17 protein-coding genes are annotated in these 23836 nt (G+C 43.1%); 10 read left to right on the top strand and 7 right to left on the bottom strand.

The genetic code is table 11. The features are described 5' to 3' along the window. Window positions 1-16 precede the first annotated feature (16 nt). From DEO27_RS16960 to DEO27_RS16945, 4 genes are all read left to right on the top strand, one after another. A complete protein-coding gene (locus tag DEO27_RS16960; RefSeq protein ID WP_112567752.1) occupies window positions 17-955 on the top strand; it encodes a sugar phosphate isomerase/epimerase family protein in 939 nt (312 codons plus the stop codon). Window positions 956-1006: 51 nt separating this feature from the next. After that, window positions 1007-1219 carry a hypothetical protein gene (locus DEO27_RS16955; protein WP_112567754.1) on the top strand — a complete coding sequence of 71 codons (213 nt, stop codon included), beginning with the start codon at window positions 1007-1009 and terminating at the stop codon, window positions 1217-1219. A gap of 82 nt (window positions 1220-1301) precedes the next feature. Further along, complete coding sequence (locus DEO27_RS16950) at window positions 1302-2258, top strand: TPM domain-containing protein (protein WP_112567756.1); 957 nt, start codon at window positions 1302-1304, stop codon at window positions 2256-2258. A gap of 47 nt (window positions 2259-2305) precedes the next feature. Then, window positions 2306-2557 (top strand): hypothetical protein, encoded by a 252-nt coding sequence (locus DEO27_RS16945; RefSeq protein ID WP_112567758.1) that lies wholly within the window; start codon window positions 2306-2308, stop codon window positions 2555-2557. A gap of 29 nt (window positions 2558-2586) precedes the next feature. Here DEO27_RS16945 and DEO27_RS16940 read toward each other — a convergent pair whose 3' ends face one another. Continuing rightward, window positions 2587-2976, bottom strand: a complete 390-nt coding sequence (locus DEO27_RS16940; protein WP_112567760.1) for a response regulator — start codon at window positions 2974-2976, stop codon at window positions 2587-2589. Between the two features lie 260 nt (window positions 2977-3236). Continuing rightward, window positions 3237-3590 carry a hypothetical protein gene (locus tag DEO27_RS16935; RefSeq protein ID WP_112567762.1) on the bottom strand — a complete coding sequence of 118 codons (354 nt, stop codon included), beginning with the start codon at window positions 3588-3590 and terminating at the stop codon, window positions 3237-3239. 222 nt (window positions 3591-3812) lie between these two features. On the opposite strand from DEO27_RS16935, the gene DEO27_RS16930 reads away from it, so the two are divergent. Then, on the top strand, window positions 3813-4907 hold the full coding sequence (locus DEO27_RS16930; protein ID WP_112567764.1) for an acyltransferase family protein: 1095 nt from the start codon (window positions 3813-3815) through the stop codon (window positions 4905-4907). A gap of 287 nt (window positions 4908-5194) precedes the next feature. Continuing rightward, the gene (locus DEO27_RS16925) at window positions 5195-5776 is read left to right on the top strand and encodes an RNA polymerase sigma factor (protein ID WP_112567766.1); all 582 of its coding nucleotides are present in this window, start codon (window positions 5195-5197) and stop codon (window positions 5774-5776) included. 24 nt (window positions 5777-5800) lie between these two features. Here DEO27_RS16925 and DEO27_RS16920 read toward each other — a convergent pair whose 3' ends face one another. From DEO27_RS16920 to DEO27_RS16900, 5 genes are all read right to left on the bottom strand, one after another. Beyond that, complete coding sequence (locus DEO27_RS16920) at window positions 5801-6601, bottom strand: SDR family NAD(P)-dependent oxidoreductase (RefSeq protein WP_112567768.1); 801 nt, start codon at window positions 6599-6601, stop codon at window positions 5801-5803. 145 nt (window positions 6602-6746) lie between these two features. Beyond that, window positions 6747-7574 (bottom strand): helix-turn-helix domain-containing protein, encoded by an 828-nt coding sequence (locus DEO27_RS16915; RefSeq protein WP_112567770.1) that lies wholly within the window; start codon window positions 7572-7574, stop codon window positions 6747-6749. 57 nt (window positions 7575-7631) lie between these two features. Beyond that, window positions 7632-8678, bottom strand: a complete 1047-nt coding sequence (locus tag DEO27_RS16910; RefSeq protein WP_112567772.1) for an SDR family oxidoreductase — start codon at window positions 8676-8678, stop codon at window positions 7632-7634. A 107-nt stretch (window positions 8679-8785) separates the two neighbouring features. Next, a complete protein-coding gene (locus DEO27_RS16905; RefSeq protein WP_112567774.1) occupies window positions 8786-11173 on the bottom strand; it encodes an ABC transporter permease in 2388 nt (795 codons plus the stop codon). Window positions 11174-11387: 214 nt separating this feature from the next. Next, window positions 11388-13814, bottom strand: coding sequence for an ABC transporter permease (locus DEO27_RS16900; protein ID WP_112567776.1), 2427 nt, complete (start codon window positions 13812-13814; stop codon window positions 11388-11390). A gap of 302 nt (window positions 13815-14116) precedes the next feature. On the opposite strand from DEO27_RS16900, the gene DEO27_RS16895 reads away from it, so the two are divergent. The 4 genes from DEO27_RS16895 to DEO27_RS16880 all read left to right on the top strand — a co-directional run bounded on the left by DEO27_RS16895 (window position 14117) and on the right by DEO27_RS16880 (window position 23834). Then, the gene (locus tag DEO27_RS16895) at window positions 14117-15328 is read left to right on the top strand and encodes a FecR family protein (RefSeq protein ID WP_112567778.1); all 1212 of its coding nucleotides are present in this window, start codon (window positions 14117-14119) and stop codon (window positions 15326-15328) included. A gap of 228 nt (window positions 15329-15556) precedes the next feature. Then, window positions 15557-19087: a TonB-dependent receptor gene (locus DEO27_RS16890; RefSeq protein ID WP_223817975.1), complete on the top strand. Its 3531-nt coding sequence runs from the start codon at window positions 15557-15559 to the stop codon at window positions 19085-19087. 15 nt (window positions 19088-19102) lie between these two features. Further along, window positions 19103-20962, top strand: coding sequence for a RagB/SusD family nutrient uptake outer membrane protein (locus DEO27_RS16885; RefSeq protein ID WP_223817974.1), 1860 nt, complete (start codon window positions 19103-19105; stop codon window positions 20960-20962). Window positions 20963-20996: 34 nt separating this feature from the next. Continuing rightward, entirely contained in the window at window positions 20997-23834 is a 2838-nt protein-coding gene (locus tag DEO27_RS16880; RefSeq protein WP_112567784.1) for a SusC/RagA family TonB-linked outer membrane protein, read from the top strand. The last annotated feature ends 2 nt before the right edge of the window (window positions 23835-23836 follow it).

Below are 23836 nucleotides of genomic sequence, written 5' to 3'. Positions count from 1 at the left end.
ATTCTCCTAATAACTCATGAAACAACAAAACTTATCAAGGCGCAGGTTTATTGGCAATAGCGCCCTTGCTGCTGCCGGATTCTTAGCATTTTCAAAATCATCATTTGCCGGTAGCTTTTTGAACAGCACCGATAAACCTAACTCGCTTATTAATGGTGTGCAGATAGGGGTGATCACCTACTCATTCCGCAGTATGCCGGGCACTATCGATGATTTGCTGAAATACTGTATCGACTGCAATATCAGCGCTATTGAATTGATGGGTGACGCTGCTGAAGCTTATGCCGGAGCGCCCAAGCGCGAAGCCAATGAGGATTGGACTGCTTTTGGCAAGAAGATGGCTGAATGGCGTGCCGCAGCCCCCATGGATAAGTTTAAGGAGATCAGGAAAATGTACAATAATGCAGGTGTAAGCATTTACGCCTGGAAACCCAACGCCCTCGGCACCAAGAACACCGATGCTGAAATTGATTATGCCTTTAACGCGGGAAAAGCCCTTGGAGTAAACCACGTCACTGTTGAACTGCCTGATGAGGCCCAGACTAAACGACTTGGTGACATAGCCGCAAAACATAAAATGATGGTTGGCTATCATGCCCATACCCAGGCCACACCAACGCTTTGGGATACGGCTTTAAGTCAGTCAAAATATAATGGTATTAATCTTGATATCGGTCACTACGTAGCTGGTACCAGCAGCAGCCCGGTGCCGTTCATCGAAAAATATCACGACCGTATAACCAGTATGCATATTAAAGACCGTAAGTTTAAAGACGGCCCAAATCAGCCATGGGGACAAGGAGATACACCTATAAAAGAGGTATTACAACTGCTTAAAAGCAACCGGTATAAATTCCCGGCTACAATTGAGTTGGAATATAAGATCCCTGAAGGATCAGACGCCGTAAAAGAAGTGAAAATTTGCAGGCAGTTTGCAGCAGATGCTTTGGCATAGTAAATACATTTTGTAATTGATGAATGTGTGCAGCCCGCCGTATTTACATTTATGTTTGTTAAATTTAAACTGTTAATAAACGGATGTATGAACGCGGGTTGCAAACTTAAATTAGAATGGGTGCCTGAAGCTTATAAGGCTGGGGTTGATATTGGCAGCCAATCGAACAGCGTTACAGAAAGGCAGCCATTATCTGATAAAAGCTTGTTATACGGTCATTCGGTAAAAAAGTATTTGGGCAAACAGCTCTATCCAAAGAAATAGAATACGTTTTTACAGGATTGTATGTACAGCTAATAAATTATTTTACCTTAGATGAGCTGTATTTGACACCGGCCTTATCATCATGAAAAAAATACTGTTTTGCGCATTGCTGTTAGTTCAGTCTGTGTTTGCACAAATACCTAAACCACAAAAAAATACTTATGTAAACGATTTTGCGCACGTATTAACCGCCGATCAGGTTTATGGCTTAAATAAAGAAATTTATCGCATCGAAAAAGCGTCTACCGTACAGATCGCTATAGTATTGGTAAAAACTGTGCCTGCTAAATATACCATCGAGAAATACACAAAACTTATAGGGAAAAAATGGCATGTAGGTAAAGCGCATAATGGTATTGTGTATGTTGCTGCTATTGATCAGCACAAACAACGGATAGAATTGGATAGCATGGCACTGGTCCGGTTAACTATAATCGAACGTGAGGGGTTACTCAGTGCCATCAAGCCATACTTCAAGACAGGCGATTATAATGGTGGCTTGCATGATTTTGTCGGTAGGCTCAGCCAATATTTTGTGCCTCCCCCTCCAGAACCTGTTAAGGCAGATAAACTGGCAGTAGTAGAAAAGCCTGACAACGCAAAGGTTTCGGACGGGACTGTTATTTTGATTGTTTTGATAGTTTGTGTCGTCACAATGCTCACGTTTTTAGGTTTGGTATGGTTGATTATTAAAGGGATAAAGTCAATAACCACCGGGCGTGGAAATAGCACGGTTGTATATGAATCGGATGATTATTCATATTCCCGCCCTTCATGGTTTTGGCGCTGGCGGCATCGTCATTATCACGGCGGTAATTATTACAACAACAGAAGTTCTTCGGTTTTTATAAGCGGTTCCGGCAGTTCCCGACAGGTTGATGATGAAGAAGATAATAAACCATCTAACTGGGGAAATTGGGGCGACTCATCTTCGGATGATAATAACGATTCTGATGATAGCTATAAACGTAGTGGAGGCTCGTCATCCTCATCAGAGGGGAGCTTTTCAAGTAGTGGGGGCTCTACCTCAGATTGGTAAGCTGTATCGGGATAGCGGACTTGTGAAAGAAATTCTATCTTTAACAAATGGAGTCAAAAATATTCTCATATAAGGTAGATGGCGTGGCGCTTGAACCGGTTGATGATCAGCTAAGTGTAAGCCCTGTGTTTGATCGTAAGGAGCTGCTTATCAAACTGAAAGATTTTTTTAAAGATGACGATTATAAGTTAGATGAACGTAGCCTCGATTATAAAATTAAAGATGGCCAGCTTTACATAGAGGGTGTAGTAACCAAACATGTGGAAGCTAAGTCGATAGGGTTTATGACCGGAAAATAAAAGAAAATCACTTGTTTCAGGGTTGGTTATTAATTAACCCTGAAACTTGTAAAGGTTTCCCTGGTAACAGGTTTGGTATAGTATGATTTTACATGCTGATACTGTTTTGAGCGTATCAGGTCCTTTGGCAATATTGAGAAGGTTACAATGTAAATTTCAATAGTTTTAGCTATCAGGGAATGTATTTTTTTAAACTCATCCAGAAATTCCCAGCCGCTGAACGGACTCATATAAAGATCAAGAAAAATAACATCGGGCAGCTCATCTGCATTTTGCAAATGCTCCCTGATATATCGGATAGAATGCTCGGCGTTGGTACTGTATGTTACAGCGTCAAATGCAAGATATTTTTCCTGCATTCCTTTAATAATGGCAATATCTATTTGATTGTCATCTATATATAAAAGCGTTTTGGCCATTAGGTCAGATTTAGATCACCACTAATATAGCTAAAAGCTATAATGGTATTTTGTAAGTGGCAGATATCTACAGCTGATTAAGCCAAAGTGTGAAAAATGTGATGCTGTTTAATTGGTTGATTATTAGGTTTTTGATTTTATTTTTTCAAGCACTTTCCCATTATTGTACAATTTTATTTTAGGTTAATAATACCTCTTATAACCTATAAATTGTTCAGGGAGAAAATATGTTATAAAAGGTAAACTGTTATAGCGATAGGTTATTGCTCTACAAAATGCCAGCAAACCCCGGCAATATCTATAATGTTAAACTCTTTGCCGTAGGTTTCCTGACTGATTTCGCCTATCCGGATACTAAAGCGTTGAGGCAGTTGCTTGTCTATAACCATTTGTCTGAAGGCCGATACGTCGGTTACTTTGACGCTGAGCATAAAGTTTTGAGCAAAATCGGGCTGATCATAACGTTGCAGGATAAAGCGGCAGCTGTCTTTTTGAAATCCGATATAGTCGCCCGAATCCCAGTTGATTTTAAATCCCAGTTCCTGGAAAAGCTGTTTTGAACCTTCAAAATCGCTGCCTGAAGGTACGAAGGGCTCAAGTGATAAAAATTCCATATGGTTTGGTAAATGGTATATGTGTATGTAAACATAATAAATGCGATTCGGAATTAACAGAGTAAAAAGCTTCTGCCTTATAAGCCTTAAATCGTATCAATTTTTCTTCAATTCATCTCAATGTGGTGTTTGGATAAAAAGTGGAAAGGTTATTTTATTGATGTTTGCCGCTGTTTTAACCTGCAACGCCTGCCAATTACGGGCGTTTGAATTAAATAACCAATGGAAATAGCAGAACCTGTAGCAGCGCCACCAGTAGTAAAAACCAAACAGCATTTCGAAATTTTAGATGGCCTTCGCGGTATCGCCGCCATCGCGGTTGTAATATTCCATTTTATGGAATTTGTTGTTCCTGATTATAATAAAAGCTTTATCGCGCATGCTTATCTCGCGGTTGATTTCTTTTTCTGCTTGTCTGGTTTTGTGATAGCTTACGCCTATGATAGCAAACTGAAAAGTTTAGGCCTCCCGCTGTTCTTTAAGCTCAGGCTTATTCGTTTGCACCCACTGGTGGTTATTGGTTCGGTTATTGGGTTACTTGCTTTTGTTTTTGATCCGTTCAGTAATCTTTATGCAACTTATGGTATTGGGCAAACTTTGCTGATGTTTTTGAGTTCCTCTTTACTCATTCCGTACCCGCTTATTCACGAGCGGTATTTTAACCTATTCCATCTTAATCCGCCAACATGGTCATTGTTTTGGGAGTACATTGCCAATATCGTTTATGCTTTGGTATTGGTTAAAATCCGGAATAAAGGATTGTGGTTGTTAACAGTAGTTGCAGCTATTTTGCTGTGCTATGAGGCCTCAACGGCAAAATGCCTCGCGGTAGGTTATGGCGGCGATAATTTTGGAGGCGGAGCAATCCGGGTTTGCTATTCCTTTTTAGCGGGGATATTGGTGTATCGTTCAAACTTTATCATTAAATCACGTTTAGGCTTTTTAGTTATCGGGTCATTGTTGTTGATGGCTTTCCTAGTGCCTTTTTCAGATGAAACAAACCATATAACCGATCCGCTTATCGTGATCTTTTATTTCCCGTTTCTGGTGGCGCTTGGTGCAGGGGCTGGGCTGCATACCCGCTTTGCTAAAATTTGTAAATTTTCCGGCGATATCTCATATCCGCTGTATGTGATCCACTATCCGTTTTTATGGCTGTTTTTGAGTTATCTGGAAGCTAAGAAACCTTCAATGAGCCAGATGATAACTATGATCCCGGTGGGGGTGATACTGTTAACTGGCTTAGCTTATGTGGTCATGATTTGCCTTGATATCCCTATCCGTAAGTATCTGAAAAATAAGTTGCGGAAAGGGTAGCCGCATGGTAACATGTTATTTACAAACTGGAATTATTTAGTTTCGGGGCAATAAAACGCACAAAACTTCGTTTTATTTTTCCACAAATTATAGCTTTCGTGAAAAGATTCTACATGTCTTATAGTGTAGTTTTTACACCTTAGGTGCTGATTATCAGTTGTAAAAGCATAATGCTTTGTTAAAAAAGTACCACTACAACAGCACTACTTCAATTTATTATCATGTTTTTGATATGTTAAATTAAAATTTACTTTTTACTTTTATCTCACCAATTATATTAAACTACAGTGGGTAAGAGTATTAACAACAGTCATATCCAACAATTGATAGCAGGTGATGAGGCTGCTTTCGATTTGATTTATGAAACGTACAGCAGTAAGGTTTACCGCCTGGCTTTTCGCTTTCTGAAGGATGCGCAGCAGAGCGAGGAAATAGTGCAGGAGTGTTTTATTAACCTTTGGACCAGTCGCGAAAAACTTAACGCCATGGGCGATATCTGGCTATACCTTTATGTTATTGCCAAGCGCCTCTCATTAAACTCCCTAAGGCAAATGTGCCAGTCGCGGGAGCTTTCCGGTAAGCTGGTAAATCACATAGCAACTGTTCATAACGATACGGAAGAAGATTTGCTGGTAAGCGATCTGGAACAATTTACCGAACGGATCATCAATAAGCTTCCGCGTCAGCAACAGCTTATTTTCAGGCTGAGCAGGGTAGAACATCTTACCCATAAAGAAATAGCCGATCAGTTGCAGATTTCGCCAAACACAGTAAAAAACCACATGGTTGAGGCATTGAAAACCCTCAAATCGCAACTGCAATATTCCGACCTTATTTTTATGCTTGCCTTGTTCTTCTGGATCAATTAAAGGCAATTCCTTCACCTAAACCTTTCAATCAAGTCTGTTTACCCTGTAATTTAATGCTGCCGTTGTACCGCCGGTTACATCGATAGTGACGCCTGTTATTTGTCCTGCCAGGTCTGAGGCCAGGAAAACCGCTGTATTGGCGATATCGGCCATTAATGGTAACTTTTTAAGCATGGTATCGCCTTCCATTTTTTTGATGATAGGATCCATAACATCGGGCATGGCATCAATGGCGCTTTTAAATACCCTGGAATCCGGCGAACCTCCTGAACGGATATTAACCACCCGGATACCGTAAACGCCCAGCTCGGAAGCAAGTGTACGTGAAAAACTTTCTACAGCGCTACAAGCCGGGCCAAAGCCGCCTGTAAGCGGATAACCGATACCTGCAGGTGTAGCTGTCAGCGATAAAATTACGCCCGATTTTTGCTTCATCATCACTCTGGCTGCTGCAATTGCGGTCATGAAACGGGTTTGCATGGTTAGGGTAATGGGGTTTACAAAATCGCCGGCAGATATTTCGGTAAGGGGGATATTCTGTACTACATCAACACCAACCGCATTAAAAGAAATATCAACTATACCGGCTATACTTACCATTTGCTGTAAATGCTGTTCAATCGCAACCTCGTTAAAGGCATCCACGATGGCTGTTTTGGCTAAGCCGCCGGAAGCAATAATTTCGTCCGCTACCTTTTTGATGGATTGCTGATTGGGGCCGGTTAAAAATACCTTTGCACCGGCAGCCGCAAGTGCCTTTGCCACTGCACCACCCAACGAGCCACCGGCTCCGTATATCACCGCGTTTTTGTTTTTCAGAATCATGATATTTTTTGATTAAAAACGGTATCTGAAATGCCAGATTACATAACAAACATAGTTGTAAATATTCTTTTCAGGAAGGCGCTAAGATGACAAATGCAGGGCGGATTTAGGACAATACCAACCAGAGTGTCAGCATACATTAACCTTACTTTTCACTTATCTCCCTTTTACTTTTTGAAAGCGTTGGATTATACCCAAACTGCTTTTTAAAAGCGTATGAAAAATGCGAGAGGTTTTCAAAGCCTAATTCAAAGTACACTTCGGATGGTTTGCGGTTTTGTTCAACTATTTGGTAATGGGCGGTTTCCAGTCGCTTTTTGGTGAGCCATTTTTCAGGAGTATTGCCGAAGGCTTTCTTGAAGTCTCGTTTAAAGGTGGTTAAGCTCCTGCCAGTGAGATAGCCGAACCTGGCGGCGGTGAGGTTAAACATGTAATTTTTCTCCATAAAATCGGTCAGGTCAATTTTACCGGGCTCTTCAAAATGTCCCAGCAAGTTATCAACCGATTTATCAATGGAACGAAGCACCGCAATTGCTTCGGTTATTTTGATGTTCGCTATCTCTTCAGGCAAATCATCGGCCACTTCAAAATAGGGGAGTAAAGACCCAAACAGGCTTTCGAGTAGCGGATGTTGATCGAAATATTTAACCTCGGGCTCTGCCGGGGTAACATGAACCTGCGTAAGCGTGGCGTAATAGCGCTGTAATGCTTCCTGCGGAAAACAGATAGATATCGATTTAAAAAGCTCTCCGTTTAGGGGCACTTTACTCATCCTGCCCAACTGGTTACGCGGCAACAGGATGATATCTCCCGAATGAAAAACAAATAGCCGGTCGGCCGAAGCGATCCTCATTTCGCCCGATAGTACGCACACCAATGCATGCCACGGAAGGATCACTCCCCGACTGTAATGCTTTTCCCGTTTACAGGATACGAATACCATCGACCTGCTGGCCGCTCCCGGTTGTTCCATTAATGTAAAAATAGCTATTTATTGAGGCTGAAAGCAAAATGCATAAAGCTGAAAGCTTTATTTTACTATTCCCAGTTGTATCAGGCTTTCAGCAGTAGCAACAATCGCTTCTTCTGCCGGGCGGGGCGACCAGCCAAGTAGGCGCCGTGCTTTTTCGCTTGTGGCATTCATGTTTTGATCAAGCATAGGCGCGATAACTTTTGCGGTGGGGTTCCACAGGGCGGTTAAATGTATTAACCAGTTGGGCACGTTTTTCGCCGTAACTTTATCTGCATAATGACCCAGGCGTCTTTTCAGGATCTGTGCTATGTCAATAGTCCATAAGCTTTCGCCCGAAATTGCCAGAAAACGTTGCCCTTTTGCTGCCGGGTTGGTCATGGCCCGTAAGTGAAGGTCGGCCACGTCACGTACATCTACTAAACCAGTGTTTATCCTCGGGCAGCCTTTTAATTTGCCAAATAACATGTTCTGTATCAGTTGTATTGAATGCGAATAATCGGGCCCCAAAACAGGGCCTGCAACCGCAACCGGATTTACCGTAGCCATTTCCAGCCCCCCGCCTTCGGTTTTAATAAACTCCCACGCGGCTTTTTCTGAAAGTGTTTTTGATTTTTGATAAGCCGGTACCTTATCATTTATCGGTGTCCAGTCGTTTTCATTGAATGGGGTAGTGCGTGGTTTGTGGCCAAAGCCAACCGCGCCAAATGCCGAAGTAAACACAACACGTTTAACACCGGCATCCCTGGCCGCTTTCAGCACCCTTAATACACCCTCCCTTGCGGGTATGATCATTTCGTCTTCATGTTTGTAGCCTTTAAGCGGGGTAGGAGAGGCTACATGTATCACGTATGTGCAATCTTCAGCCGCTTCGGCCCAGCCGGCATCAGCGCTCAGATCGGCAGCTATAAAAGATAAACGATCTCCGGCTTCAACGCCACCGGTTTTGAGCATATCGCGTACTTCGGCTTCACGGTTTAAGGAACGTACCGTTGTTTTTACCTTATAACCTGCTTCAATAAGTTGCAGAATGCAATATACCGCAATAAAGCCTGAGCCGCCCGTTACCAGTACCTGGGTATTGCTATTTAAATTTGTTGTTGTCATTTGCATTAAAAATTTATAATGCAAAGTTCTCGCAAATAGCTACACGCAGGTTTGTTTAAAAGCCCTAAGATGCTTTGTTTAAAAGGCCACGTTTGTTTAAATTATGCTTACTCCGTTCTTAAACTTTTTACCGGATTCATTAACGCTGCTTTTATAGCCTGAAAGCTGATGGTTAGTAAAGTAAGCATGATTGCCCCTGTTCCTGCTAATAGGAATACACCCGGCCCTATGCTAATGCGGTATTGATATTTTAACAACCAGGCATGGAGGTAGTAATAAGAAACCGGACTTGCTATCAGGCAACTGATAACTACAAGGATTATAAACTCTTTAGATAATAGCATCCAAACCTGTGGTACGGTGGCGCCCAATACTTTCCGGATACCAATCTCTTTGGTGCGTTTTTCGGCCATATAGGCTGCTAAGCCGAACAAGCCTATACAGGAGATCATGATGGCAAGCGATGCAAATAAACCGGCCAGCTTCCCTATCAGCGATTCAAAATCAAACTTTGAGGCGTAGCTTTCATCCACAAAACTATACTGAAAAGGAATGGTTGGATTATAACGACCGAATATTGGAGCAAGCTTAGCCAATGCCGTATGGGTATTTGCTTTTGGAGCAAGCCGGTATGTTACCACGCTCGACCAGCCTGGCTGGTAAATGAAGATAGTTGGTACCGAGTTTGAATATGGCGAGGCCATCAAGGCATCCTTAACCACCCCGATTACCGTAGCCCGCTGCTGTACGGTATGCCAGGTGATAACCTCGTTAACAGGGGATTTATATCGCATGCGTTTAACAGCAGCCTCATTGAGTATCACACTCAGAGAATCGGCCCCGAGGTTGCCGGTGAAATCACGCCCGCGCTCTATTTTCATGCCCAGCGTTTTAAAATAATCAGCATCAGATACGCCAATGATAGCAAGGCTCAATGTTTCGCCGGGTAACCTGCCCGACCAGTCTGTTACGCTATTATTGGCCCAGATATCGGTAACAGGACTTGAGGATTTGGTAACGCTGCTCACCATGCCTGATGCCAGCATTTCATTCTTAAAAGCATCGTAATTACGTGTCAGGTCGCCGGTGGCATCGGTCATTACCAAACGGTTGTTATCGTAACCTACAGGCCTGTCTTTGGCATGATTTATTTGTTGATAGATAACTATAGTACTAATGATGAGCGCTATAGAACAGGTAAATTGAAGCACCACGAGGATCTCGCGCGGAAGGTTACCCGCTTTGCCCGTTTGCAAAGTTCCCTTTAAAACTTTTACAGGGTTGAAGGATGAGAGGTAAAAAGCAGGTCGCCCACCTGAAAGGAGCCCGGTTAAAATAACAAAGCCCATCATAAGTAACCAGAAAGTACCATTAGTGAATGGAATGCTGATTTCTGTATGGGTGAGGTTATTGAAAACGGGTAATGCCAGGGAAACAAAAAGCAGTGATAACAAAAAGGCCAGAAAGGTTAAGGTCATGGATTCGGTCAGGAACTGGAAGATCAGGTTTTTGCGACTGGAACCGATGGCTTTACGCACGCCAACCTCACGGGCCCTTTTCTCTGATCGGGCGGTAGCCAGATTGGTGAAATTGATACAAGCGATGATCAGGATCAGCGTGCCGATGAGCGCGAACATCCTCACATAATCTATCAAACCTCCTGATACTATGCCATTCCTGTATTCTGAAAATAAATGCCAGTCTTTCAGCGGTTCCAGGAAAAGCTCGGCCTTGGTTTGTGCATAATATTTTGGACTGTGCCTAACCATAGCCCCTTTTAATTTGGGTGCCAGTTCGGCATATGATACGTTGGGCTGCAATGCCACAAAAGTCTGGAACGAGTTATTGTCCCAATTGGTAAGTGATTGCTTAACCTCATCATTAGTAATTGAATAATAGGTAAAAGGTACAACAAAGCTAAATTGAAAGGTTGAATTGGCAGGTACATCTTTCAGGATACCGGTAACCCGTAGATCGTGGAAATTATCAATCTTTACCATTTTACCAACTGCTTCGGCTTTGCCAAATAATGCTGTGGCGGTGGCCTGTGATAGTACGATAGAATATGGATCATTTAATACAGCATCCGCATTACCTTTTATAAGCGGGTACTGAAAAATTTTCAGAAAATCGCTGCCTGCCATTGCCCCGTTAACGTTTATCCTTTTATCACCCACCATAAGCGGGTGCGAACCCATCCAGTCTGTTTGTGCTACATATTTAATCTCCGGAAAGTCTTTTTTTAATGCATCAGCCAACGGCAAATTGGTAGAGCCAACAGTGTTGATCTCCCCGTTATTATTTACGTTGAATTTTACCCTGTAGGCCAGCTGATATCCTGGCAAAAAGCGATCGTACGAAACCTGGGCATAAATCCACAAACCAATGAGCATGGCTACAGCCATACCTGTAGCTAAACCTATGATATTCAAAGCGCTGTAAATTTTATTGTTCACCAGGTTGCGCAAAGCGATTTTGAGGTAATTTCTGATCATAACCGGGAAGTTTTAAATTGATACGAAATTATTCGTAAATATAATGCCAATTATTTATGTTGTTGATTATTAGTTATTTGAATAATTTTTGAACTTTTGTAAGTGTATCAAAAGAGAACAGCAACCGTGCATTTTTGATCGGTAATTTTACAGATTATAATTAGCGTAAGTGTAATAGGGTAGCGCCCTGATGCTCCAAACTTTTTGCCACGAATCACTCACTTCGCAAACTCTTTACCGGATTTGCCAGTGCGGCTTTAATGGTTTGATAGCTTACTGTAAGTAAGGTGATCAGGACGGCGCCTATACCTGTAAGTACAAATACCCACCAGGTTATCTGTATACGATATTGATAACCTTGCAACCATTTCGACATAAAATACCAGGCCATTGGTGTTGCTATGATGAGCGAAATAATTACCAGCGCCACAAAATCCTTTGATAATAACCGCCATAGCGTGAATGCAGTAGCACCTAATACTTTGCGCAGGCCAATTTCTTTAGTGCGTTGTTCGGCCATGAACATTGCCATGCCGAAGAGCCCGAGGCAGCTTATGAAAATGGCAAGGCAAGAGAAGAATTTTGTCAGCTTGCCGATATGCTCTTCGGTTGTAAATTTTTTAGCATAGTCTTCATCGGCAAAGCTGTAGGTAAAAGGAACGGAAGGGACGATTTTTTTGAAAACGCCGGCTATTTGGGGCAATGCCTTACTAACGCTTGCCTGCGGACTTATCCTGATAAAAATCCAGTTGGGGTTACCTCCCAGGCGGAAAACAACAGGCCTTATCGCATCGTAAGGCGATTCCATCACCATGTTTTTTATTACACCGATAATTTTATAATCCTTATCAACATTGTTCCATTTGCTTTTCCAATGGATGGTTTCGCCTACCGGGTTTTTGAAGCCCATATACTTTGCGGCAGCCTCATTGATCACGAAACCGGACGAATCAGCGACAGACCCGGCGTAAAAATCGCGACCTTCTTTAAATTGCCAGCCAATTGTTTTTCCATATTCTGCTGTAACGGTTAGTGTCCCAAATTTTTCTTCTACACCGGGGGCCTTACCTTGCCAGTTAAAGCCGCCGTTATTTGATGAAATCCCTGTAACCGGGCTTTCTGATTCAGCTACTTCGGTCACCAAACCTGTATTTTTTAACTCGTTGCGGAGAACGTCCTGTTTCCCCTGATAGTCAATTGACTGCATTGGTACTATAACCAGGCCATCGCGTGTGTAGCCAACAGGTCGGTCTTTGCTAAAGATCAACTGGTTATATATAATGACGGTACAAATGATTAATACAATCGAGATCGTGAATTGCATTACTACTAATACTTTGCGCGGAAGAGAAGCCATACGGCCTGCACGAAATGCCCCTTTTAAGACTTTGACAGGCTGGAAGGAAGACAAGTATAAAGCCGGATAAATTCCGGCAAGCAAACCCGTAAATACGATAAAGCTGAAACAAAAAAGCCAAAACCAAATATTGGTGTAGGGTAGCGAGATTTGCTTTGCCGACAAATCATTTAATGTTGGCAAAGCAAGTATGACAAACAACAGCGCTATCATAAATGCCAACAGCGCCACCAGTAGCGATTCACTAAAAAACTGGATGACAAGTTGTACCCTGGCCGATCCTATGGCTTTGCGTATGCCTACCTCCGTTGCTCTTTTTTCGGAACGTGCGGTACTGAAATTCATAAAATTGATACATGCCAATAACAACACGAAGCCACCGATAATGCCAACTATCCACACAAACCGGATAGGCCCTCTATCGGCAACACCATCCTTAAAGGTTGAATAGAGGTGCCAGTTCTTCATCGGATTTAGCAGTATTTCGGGGTTTGCCGCAACCTCATCCCGCATATTGTCCAGATGCCTGATCACATTAAGCTCAGCATCTTTGACAGCGGCCGATACTTTATTTAAATCGGCGCCCGGCCAGATCTCGCCATAGATCAAAAAACGATGATCGTCCCAGCCCATTGTGCTTAGCCGCGTATCTGTAGCCGCATACAGTTCCCAGGGCATGAAAAATTGAACATCGTGAAATTGAACGTTTTGCGGAAGGTCTTCATAGATCCCCGTTACTTTCACATCTGTGGTTGAATGTACATCCCAGGTGTCGCTCACTTTCACCGTTTTATCCATAGGATCGGTATTACCAAAAAGCTTTTTTGCAGCAGATGCCGAAAGCAGTACCGAACGCGGATCATTTAATGCCGCCCAGGAGCCACGGAGCATTTTCAATGTTAGCATTTCCGGCGCGGCGGCTTCAACGTATTGTCCCGTCTGCGCTATTTTATTTTCACCTTGTGACAGGTAGTATTCGCGGGTTTCAGTTGCCGTTACTATGTGTTTAAAATCATTGTGGTAATTTGTTTTGAGTTCATTAACCAGTCGGTAAGGCATATGGTCTGTTACAGCGATATTGCCGAGAAATTTTTCCCGCTGCATCACTGCTACAATGCGGTCATAGTTTTGATGATATTTATTGAATGATAGTTCGTCCCATATCCATAAGCCAATCATCATAGATACTGCCATACCCACAGCAAGGCCTCCGATGTTAATGAAAGACGACGCTCTGTTCCTGGTGAGATTACGCCAGGCGATTTTGAAATTGTTCTTGAACATAATCTTAGGTTTTGTTAAATGACACCGGTGTTGCGGGGTAGTTGCATCTGATAAAAAAAAACTTTTTCATCTTAAACAGAGGGGTTTAAGAATACAGATGAGGATTTTTCGGAGCCGACTCAATTGCTGCTGTAGCGTACAAGAATGTATGGTCGGCTTTGAATAATTTGTATGATAGCCTGCGAATAATGACAATAATTAGATTTTTGAAAAATATTTCACATTCGGGTAGTCCTATGCTTTGAGTTGTGTGTTCTATACACAAATGCCCCTCCCGGGGAATTTGTATATAAACCAAAAACATGAATAACGATAGGCTCAGGAGTTTACTTGAACAGTATTTTAACGATGCTATAAGCGATGCCGACCGTGACGAGTTGTTCAGTTATCTGAACAATAATCCGGATGATGTATCGGGCGCTGTTGACGAAGAAATGCTGAACCTTGAGGGTGCTCCCGGATTTGATAATACCCGTGCTCAAAAAGTATTAGCCGATATCAAGGCCGATCCACGTTTTAAAGATGATGCCATTATTCCCGTACCTGTTATCGGGAAAAGTAATATAGTGAAGCTATACGCCGGCTGGGTTAAAATCGCGGCTGCTGTTTTAATTTTTGCGTCGGTAGGGTTTTACTTTGTCCGTCGTCAAAAAATGGGAGCGGTTAAAAATGAAGTAGCGGCCAATAACATGGCCAAAATTGTTCCCGGAAGCAACAAAGCCATCCTCACGCTTGCCGGCGGTAAAAGTATAGTATTGGATAGCGCGGCTAATGGCGCATTGGCCAGCAATGGAAAATGCAAAGTGAATAAAGTTGGTGACGGTAAGTTGGTTTATGATGTGCTGCCCAATGCTACCCACGCTGGTGTTAACGCGGTATTATATAATACCTTAACCATACCGCCGGGCGGCCAGTACCAGGTAGTATTGCCTGATGGCACACAGGTTTGGTTAAACTCATCATCGTCATTAAGTTATCCAACCGAATTTACCGGCAACAGTCGTACTGTAAAACTTACCGGCGAAGCTTACTTTGAAGTAGCGAAAAATAAAGACAAGCCTTTTTATGTAGAAATGAACAATGTACAAGTAAAAGTACTTGGTACACATTTCAATATCTCCGCTTATGCTGATGATAAAGATTTAACTACCACGCTGCTTGAAGGCTCCGTACAGATCAGTAAAAGCGGTAGTCTGGCATTGTTAAGGCCTGGACAGCAGGCTGTTATAGGTAGTGATGGCAATGCTATTGATGTTTCCAAAGCAAACATCAGTCAGGCGATGGCCTGGAAAAATGGCTATTTCATGTTTAATGATGACAATATAGTGGATATCATGAAAAAGGTATCCCGCTGGTATGATGCAGATATTGAATACCAGGGCAACTTTGCTAACCAACGTTTTGGCGGTACGTTTACCCGCTCAAAAAGCATAACAGATCTATTGAAAAACCTTGAACAGATAAGTAATGTGCATTTTAAAATTACAGGAAGGAGGATCACCGTTATGCAATAGATCTACACTCTTCAATATCCCCAACCAATTATCTATCAGCATAAAAAATAAAGCCAGGAGCGTTTCGGACCGCCCCTGACCTAAGCCGTTTTATGGCAATGCCAGATAGTAAAACTAATTGCAGCGATTACAACCACTTATTAATAAACTGACATTCAAATGTATAAAAATTTTACTGCATTTACTTGCGGCAAACATCGTGGGCGCCTATATAAACCTGTGCTTATTATGAAACTGACACTCATTTTGCTAACAGTTACCTTCTTACAGGTGTCTGCTGCAACTTATGCACAGAAAGTTACTTTAAAGGTTAAACAAACAACTTTAAAAGAAGTTTTTGAAGAGATCAGAAATCAAACCAATTATGATTTTCTGTACAACTCTGAAGACATTAAGTTGGCTAAACCGGTAACTGTTGATCTTACCAACGCTACTATAAACCAGGTTATGGACCTGTGTTTAAGCAATCAGTCGTTAACTTATACCATCGACAACAAAACCATTCTTATCCGCAGAAAAACAGCGGCAGAAAGCAATGCGCCTAAAAAGATCAATGGTAAAGTTGTTGATAGTAAGGGATTACCCTTACCTGGTGTAACTGTGAAACAGAAAGGTTCAACGGCTGCCGCCATAACCGATATTAATGGTAATTATTCCATTAACGTTGCCGAGCCAAACGCCACTCTGGTATTCTCCTTCGTTGGCTTCAGAACTAAGGAAGTTGCCCTTAACGGCCGATCTGAAGTAAGTGTAATACTTGAAGATGCCCCACAAGACCTTACCGAGGTTGTGGTTGTGGCCTACGGCGTACAAAGAAAAGAAACCGTAACCGGCGCTATTACATCAATTGGCACCAAAGACCTGGTGCAGTCGCCGGTTGCTAACCTGAGTAATGCGCTGGCCGGTCGCTTGTCGGGCTTAACTGTAACCCAAACCAGCGGTAAACCTGGTGCAGACGGCGCTACGTTATATGTACGTGGTGTGGGTACATACACCGGTCAAACGGCGCCGCTGATCATGGTTGACGGTATTGCCCGCGATAGCTACAACGATATCGACCCTAACGAGGTTGAATCTATCAGCATCCTGAAAGACGCTTCGGCAACAGCCGTATACGGTGTGCGTGGTGCAAACGGTGTTATCCTAATTACTACCAAACGGGGTAAAGAAGGCGCGCCAAAAGTGAGTGCTACATTTCAGACAGCGATTTCGCAGTTTTCGAGCATGCCAAACTTTGTTAACTCGTACCAGTATGCCACGTTGTTAAATGAGCAGAGCTACGAAAACTACTGGATCCAGCATTCAAGGGATGCCGATGTGAAAACCTGGAACGACTTCGCTACCAAACGTGACGCTAACTGGATCAAAGACGCGACGATATACTACTCGCCAGAAGACCTGAAGTATTATCAAAACGCGCATACGCCAACTATTAACGGACAGGCAAATCCTTATTATGATCCGTATGGTCACCCTGATCAGGACTGGAAAAAACAGATCTTCAATAAGTTTGCTCCTCAAACACAGGTAAACGCCAACATTACCGGCGGTACCAAGGCAACCAAATACTTTGTATCGTTAGGCTACCTGGCACAAGGCGGTTTGTTCAATACCGATTATATGCCTTTTTCGGATGAGATGCAGTTTAAAAAGAAACGCTATAACTTGCGCTCAAACCTCGATTTTGATGTAAACAGCGATTTTAGGGTATCTGTAGATGTATCAACCCAGTACGTAACCATCACCGGTATGGATAACGATGGCTACACCTGGGAAAAACGTATTTTATGGTCATCGCCGCTTGGTTCTCCCGGTATTATAAACGGCAAGTTTGTAGTGCCTTTCTCTAATCAAAACGATCAGCTTAACCCGCTGTACGCTATCGCAAATAGCAACAACTATAATATTACAACCAATAGTACTTTAAACTCGGCCATCAAATTAACCTATAAATTAGATGATATTACCCCTGGTTTATCGGTAAACGCCCGTGGTGCTTATGATAGTTATTTCCAGAGCCGTACTGGTGGTAAATACACTCCGTTATTGTACGGTTTACGTCCAAATCCTAACGGCAATAAGCTTGATCCTATCCTGGTACAGCTAACCAATGACGTTGCGCCAGCCCGTTGGACAGATTTTTATACCGATAAATGGCGTAAAGTATATGGTGAGTTCTCTATCAACTATAACCGTGTATTTGGTAAAAAGCATACGGTTACCGGTTTGATCCTTGCCAATGCCGAGAAAAAATACGATCCGAATTTGCTGTATGACCTTCCGCACGCTTACGAAGGCGTATCGGGTAGGGTAACTTATAATTATGCCGACCGTTACCTGGCCGAATATAACATGGGTTATAACGGTTCAGAAAACTTCCCTGAAGGTAAAAGGTTTGGTTTCCTGCCTGCATATTCATTAGGATGGATTGCCAGCAACGAGTCGTTCTTCCCTAAAACCGATTATATAACTTATTTAAAAATTCGCGGATCATTGGGTAAAGTAGGTAACGACGGCATCAATATTCCCGGTACTACAACATCGGCCCGTTACCTGTACCTGCCTGATACCTGGCAATATGTAAACGGTTACAATGCCGGCGGTGGCTACACATTTGGTACGCTTAATGATCGTAACAGGATCCAGGGAGCACAGGAAAACGTGTTGGGTAACCCTAACGTAACCTGGGAAACGGCAACCAAATCAAACATAGGTTTAGAAACACACCTGTTTAATGATCGTCTTTCGCTTATTTATGATCACTATAATGAACATCGTAAAAACATCCTTTCATACAAAGGCAGTGTACCAGGCATAGTGCAGGCAACCCTGCCTCCTTACAACCTGGGCGAAGTAAAGAACTGGGGCGATGAGATTGAATTGAGCTATACCAGTGCTCCTGGTAAATTTACCTGGTGGATAAAAGGTAATGCCTCAACAAACCACAACAAGATCCTGTTTAAGGATGAAGCCATTGCGCCGGGCTTAGAGTACCAGGCAGCTACCGGTCGTCCTATTAACCAGGGCTCATACCTGCAGGCCGATGGACTTTATACTTCATGGTCGCAGTTGTACAAAATTGATGGTAACGGTAATCCGATACTTTCACAACCTGTTTTGGCTGTTGGTGCCGATGGCAAACCGTATAACAACGCGGCCGGTAACCCGGTTTATCAAAAAGATTTGGGTTACGCCGGTGCTCCTTTACAACCGGGTGAGGTTAGGCTTAAAGACGTTAACGGTGACGGTGTCATCAACGAAAAAGATTATGTACGCTCTGGTAAAACCGATCTGCCTACGTTGAGCTACGGCGTATCGTTTGGTTTTAGCTTTCATGGGTTTGATTTTTCGGCCTTATTCCAGGGGCAATCAGGTGTGGCTAAATATGCTATGCAGGAGCTGCACTTCAACAAACAGCAATCATTGTTTGATGTGGATTTGAACAGGTACACCCAGGATCGTTACGATCATGGCGACCGTATTGATTTCCCTATTGCCGCGTACAACCAGGATGCAGCTTATAACACCTTCTTTTTGAAAAGCACTGCTTTTGTACGATTGAAAAACGCGGAAATAGGCTATACGCTTAAACCCGAGCTTCTGAAAAAAGTAGGGATCCGCTCGGCCCGTTTTTATATCAACGGATATAACCTGTATACATGGTCGCCAAACAAAATCTGGGGCGACCCTGAAAACTTAGGTTACATCGGTTATCCGCTTACCCGCACCTATAACGTAGGCGTTAATGTTAATTTTTAATCATAAAATATAGCAATGATGAAAAGAACAAATATTATTTTACTGCTTGTGGCTTGTTTCATAGGTGGTATGCTTTCAACAAGCTGTAAAAAAACTTTTCTTGAAAAGCCTAAAGGCGGTGCGGTAACAGTTGATACCATTTTTGATACCCGCAACCAGGCGCAATACGCGGTAGCCCAAATGTATATGTTATGTGTAAGGGGATACTTCCCTGAAACTTATGACGGCTGCCGTCCCGAAGCACTTACCGATCAACTTTATATCATCCACCCGGCTTATGATTGGGCTTCAAATACCATTAACACAGGTTCATACATTACCGGTAACATGAGTGCCGATAACAACTGCGATTATGGTTTTGGCCAGGATAACGGGGCCGGTTTTTACTGGCACTATAAAGGCATCAGGCAAGCTAACCTGGTATTGAAAAATATAGACAAAGTAGCCGACGCCGATAATGCATGGAAAACCGATACCAAAGGCCAGGCTTTGTTTTGCCGCGCTATGCAGCATTACGAGTTGTTCAGGTATTATGGTGGTGTGCCTATTGTAACCAAACCACTTGATGGTACAGTGAAAATTGCAATCCCACGTAGTTCGGTACAATCAGTTGTTGATAGTGTGGTTAAATGGTGCGACCAGGCTGCGTCAATGTTGCCCGCCACTCGTCCAACTGCCGATTTTGGTCGTGTTACCAAGCTGGCAGCCATGGCTTTAAAAGCAAGGATTTTACTGTATGCCGCAAGTCCGCTTTATAATACTCCTGCAGGGATGAAAGGCGACGTATCTGGCGCAAGGTTTAATGATACCCGCGATACGGTATTGGCCTATGCCAGCTATGATAAAGAGCGCTGGAACAGAGCTGCTAAAGCTGCTAAAGATGTAATTGATAATGCTGCAGCCGGTGGTGTTTCATTGTACAATACAGGTCATCCGTTAACAACCGGCGAAACTTACGCTACACTGGGCGATTACGAATCGGTGTGGAACGTGTTTGCCAACCAGGAGTTGATTTTAGTTAATACATCAAACCAGGTTCCAGGAGCAGGTGGCGGCTGGGGCGATGGCTCGGCATGGGGCCAGTACCTTTCATCAAAATTACGTTTAGCACAATGGGGTGTTAAAAACAACGTACCTATCGAATTTATACAACAGTATGAAAAAATTGATGGTACTAAATGGACAATGCCTGCAAGCGGTTCCGATTTACCGGTTGATGTTGCGGCATGGAACCTTGACCCCCGTTTTTATCAAACTATTGCTTATGATGGTAAATACTACAGCAGCCAGCGCGGTATCCTTGCTTACTACAAAAAAGGCGATTATAGTACAGATGGTAACCTGGCCAGCAGCGATGCCGGCGTAGATGGTTATGCTACGGAAACCTACAAGTTTGTTGCAAGGGTTGATAACATGACCGATAACCACTTTGCATGGCCGGTTTTCCGCCTTGCTGAGTTTTACCTTGGTTATGCCGAAGCGCTTAACGAATACCAGGGCCCAAGTGCCGAAGCTGCAAATTATTTGAACAAGATCAGGCAACGTGCCGGAATGCCTGATAAAAATCCGGCCACTATTGATGCGTTCAGGGACGCGGTTCAGAATGAGGAAACCATTGAGTTTGCTTATGAAGGACACCGCTATAATGACCTGAACCGCTGGTTAAAAGCCAAAACTGTATTGAATACGGTGTTGCACGGTATCCAAACTACTGCCAGGAATGTTGGCGGACAGTTGAAACGTACGTGGACAACAGTTCCATTTGTTACAAGGGTGTTCCCTGCCAAATACTACTATGTGCCATTCCCAAGTACCGAGATCAGTTTGAGGTATTTAGGTAACAGTAGTTGGGACGGACAAAATCCAGGTTGGTAATAGGCTTTTACACATTAACAATTAGTGAAAAACAATGAAAAAAGATTATAAAAACTTTTTGGCCTGGATGCTTGCGTTCTGCAGTTTTTCGGCGGCAAACGCCCAAACTGCAGTTACGGCACCGGCCGATACCATAAAAAAAGCAAGCTCGTATAAAGACTTTGTTGACGGCGGCTTGAGGATAGACAAAGCATGGCGTAATACCGGCGCTGTTTTCACTCTTTCGGGCGAAGACTTAACCCGCATGACCTCTGGAAACCTGCTTAATACATTACAGGGCCGCATTCCGGGTTTAACCGTAGTTACCGGATCAGGAGAGCCGGGTTATGATAACCCAACCTTTTATATGAGAGGGGTGAGCAGCTGGAACCTTCAGGGTAACCAGGTGTTGATCTACCTTGATGGTTTCCAGGTTGATATGGGCGCAATTAGCGGTCTGTCGGCTTATGAAATTGAATCAGTTACTTTATTGAAAGACGCTGCTGCACTGGCAGTTTACGGCCTTGAAGGTGGTTCGGGCGTGTTAAGCATCCGCACCAAAAAAGGCGCTGTTTTAAATAAAACACAGGTATTTGTAAACGGTAAATATGGTATACTAAGCCCTATCGACCTGCCTAAAGTGATGGATGCTTACGGTTATACCACAAACTATAACAATGCGCTAACAAACGATGGTTTGCCAATTAAATATGCTAATCCGGAGTTGTATAAAGCTGCTAATGATCCTTTTCACCCAAATGTGAACTGGTATGATGAACTGCTTAAAAAGACGTCGGCTATTCAGGATTATAACTTCGGTTTCCGCGGTGGCAATAACACAGCCAAGTTTTTTGTACTGATGAACTATACCAATTTTGAAGGTTTATACAAAAACGCCGACATCATTGATAAAGACTTTGGTACTAACGCCAAATACACCAAGTTAAACCTCAGAGCAAACATTGAATTGCAACTGAATAAAAACCTGGTAGTAACCGCCAACATCAGTGGCATCACTGAGGATAGAAATACGCCTTCAGGCTTTACCGCAGATCAGTTGTTCAACAATATTATGGCTATCCCGGCTGCTGCTTTCCCGGTTAAAAACCCTAACGGCACCTGGGGTAACAGCTCGGTATATAAATTCAACCCTATACAGCTTTTACAGCAAAACGGCGTTTATCAGTCACATACCCGTAACCTGCAAACCAATTTCAGCTTTGTGCAAAAACTGGATAAGTTAACTAAAGGTCTCGACCTTAAAGGTGAAGTTTCTTTTGCCAACCAGTACGTAGGGATCTACCAGAAACAATTCTCGGTAAACTCGTACGAAATTACCGGTCAGGATGCACAGGGTAATGCTATTTATGGCTCAACCCCGGTAACACCTATCAGCCAATCGAGCAGCGATGGTGGTGGTGCACACTGGAACCGTACAACGGTAAGGATGGGGTTTGATTACGATCGCACTTTTGGCAAATCAACCTTTACCGGTATGATCCAGGCACGCAGGCAGGGCTATACGCATGATGGCATTGTTTACCAGGTGCGTACACAGGGCATTGCCGGTAACGTAACTTACGATTACGATAAAAAATACATCGTTGACCTTTCAGGTTCATACAGTGGATCTGCTGATTTTGGCCCCGGTCATCGTTATGGCTGGTTCCCGGCTGTTGGTTTAGGATGGATTGCTTCAAAAGAAGATTTCCTGAAGGATAACTCAACCATTAACTTCCTGAAGGTACGTGCATCCTACGGTACTGTGGGTAACATTAATGAAGCTTACCGCTTTTTATACCAACAGTTTGCAGTTGGCGCACCAGGTTGGATCACAGGTACAGGTAACACCGGGCACGGAGGCTTGACCGAAGGCCCTTTTGCCAATCTTGATTTTGCCTGGGAGAAAAAAACAACCCTTAACGTTGGTTTAGATTTCACCTTATGGAAAAACCTTTCGGGTACATTAGATGTGTTTACCGAAAAACGTACCGGCATCCTTGAAGTTCCGACAGCAAGTGTGCCTGATTATACCGGCTTTAACTTGCAATATGCTAACACCGGCGAAGTACACAACAAAGGTTTGGAAGCATCATTGAAGTATGAGCAAAATGATAACAAATTCAAATATTATGTAGGCGGTTCATTTGCTTATGCCCGCAACAAAATAGTTAAGCGTTCGGAAAATCCGCAGCCATATAGCTACCTGTATACCCAGGGCTATCCTATTGGCCAAATGAAGGGACTGGTATACACAGGTTTTTACCAGCAGTCGGATTTTGATGCCAACGGTAACCTTAAACCGGGTATTGCAGCATCATCATATACCAATGTTAAGCCAGGCGACCTGAAATTTAAAGACCAGGATGGTAACGGTATCATCAATGATTATGACAAGGTGCCAATGAAGTATTCGGTACTCCCTGAAATTACTTTAGGTTTTAACCTTGGTTTCAAATACGCGGGTTTTGATTTTGACGCGTATCTGCAGGGCGTATTGCACCGTACTGTGAGCTTGTTAAATTCTGCTTATACCTATACCCATCCTTTTGTATTCAATAATAACATCTCTGAGTTTTCGGCAAATAGTTGGACACCTCAAAACGCGGCTACTGCCACTTCTCCACGGTTATCAACCCTTGCAAATCCTAATAACGACCAACAATCTGATTTCTGGATGCGCAACGGCAACTTCCTGAAACTGCGCAGTGTTGAATTAGGTTATACGCTGCCTCAGCGCGGATTTTTAAGGAAGCTGGATGCTGTAAGGGTTTTCGTGAATGGTACCAACCTGTTTACATGGGATAAAATAGAAGGCCTTGAAGCCGAGCGCCTTTCAATGGGCTATCCTTTGGTAAAAGCAGTAACATTTGGTATGAAAGTGAAATTGTAGTA

This window comes from Mucilaginibacter rubeus (assembly GCF_003286415.2).
GTDB lineage: Bacteria > Bacteroidota > Bacteroidia > Sphingobacteriales > Sphingobacteriaceae > Mucilaginibacter > Mucilaginibacter rubeus_A.
Note: the sequence above shows the minus strand (reverse complement) of the source record. Positions and strands in the feature narration are given on the sequence as shown.

Excerpts from the sequence above, each read along its gene's own strand:
- DEO27_RS16960 (WP_112567752.1), top strand. The coding sequence starts at position 17 with ATGAAACAACAAAACTTATCAAGGCGCAGGTTTATTGGCAATAGCGCC.
- DEO27_RS16955 (WP_112567754.1), top strand. The coding sequence starts at position 1,007 with ATGTTTGTTAAATTTAAACTGTTAATAAACGGATGTATGAACGCGGGT.
- DEO27_RS16950 (WP_112567756.1), top strand. The coding sequence starts at position 1,302 with ATGAAAAAAATACTGTTTTGCGCATTGCTGTTAGTTCAGTCTGTGTTT.
- DEO27_RS16945 (WP_112567758.1), top strand. The coding sequence starts at position 2,306 with ATGGAGTCAAAAATATTCTCATATAAGGTAGATGGCGTGGCGCTTGAA.
- DEO27_RS16940 (WP_112567760.1), bottom strand. The coding sequence starts at position 2,976 with ATGGCCAAAACGCTTTTATATATAGATGACAATCAAATAGATATTGCC.
- DEO27_RS16935 (WP_112567762.1), bottom strand. The coding sequence starts at position 3,590 with ATGGAATTTTTATCACTTGAGCCCTTCGTACCTTCAGGCAGCGATTTT.
- DEO27_RS16930 (WP_112567764.1), top strand. The coding sequence starts at position 3,813 with ATGGAAATAGCAGAACCTGTAGCAGCGCCACCAGTAGTAAAAACCAAA.
- DEO27_RS16920 (WP_112567768.1), bottom strand. The coding sequence starts at position 6,601 with ATGATTCTGAAAAACAAAAACGCGGTGATATACGGAGCCGGTGGCTCG.
- DEO27_RS16915 (WP_112567770.1), bottom strand. The coding sequence starts at position 7,574 with ATGGAACAACCGGGAGCGGCCAGCAGGTCGATGGTATTCGTATCCTGT.
- DEO27_RS16910 (WP_112567772.1), bottom strand. The coding sequence starts at position 8,678 with ATGACAACAACAAATTTAAATAGCAATACCCAGGTACTGGTAACGGGC.
- DEO27_RS16905 (WP_112567774.1), bottom strand. The coding sequence starts at position 11,173 with ATGATCAGAAATTACCTCAAAATCGCTTTGCGCAACCTGGTGAACAAT.
- DEO27_RS16900 (WP_112567776.1), bottom strand. The coding sequence starts at position 13,814 with ATGTTCAAGAACAATTTCAAAATCGCCTGGCGTAATCTCACCAGGAAC.
- DEO27_RS16895 (WP_112567778.1), top strand. The coding sequence starts at position 14,117 with ATGAATAACGATAGGCTCAGGAGTTTACTTGAACAGTATTTTAACGAT.
- DEO27_RS16890 (WP_223817975.1), top strand. The coding sequence starts at position 15,557 with ATGAAACTGACACTCATTTTGCTAACAGTTACCTTCTTACAGGTGTCT.
- DEO27_RS16885 (WP_223817974.1), top strand. The coding sequence starts at position 19,103 with ATGATGAAAAGAACAAATATTATTTTACTGCTTGTGGCTTGTTTCATA.
- DEO27_RS16880 (WP_112567784.1), top strand. The coding sequence starts at position 20,997 with ATGAAAAAAGATTATAAAAACTTTTTGGCCTGGATGCTTGCGTTCTGC.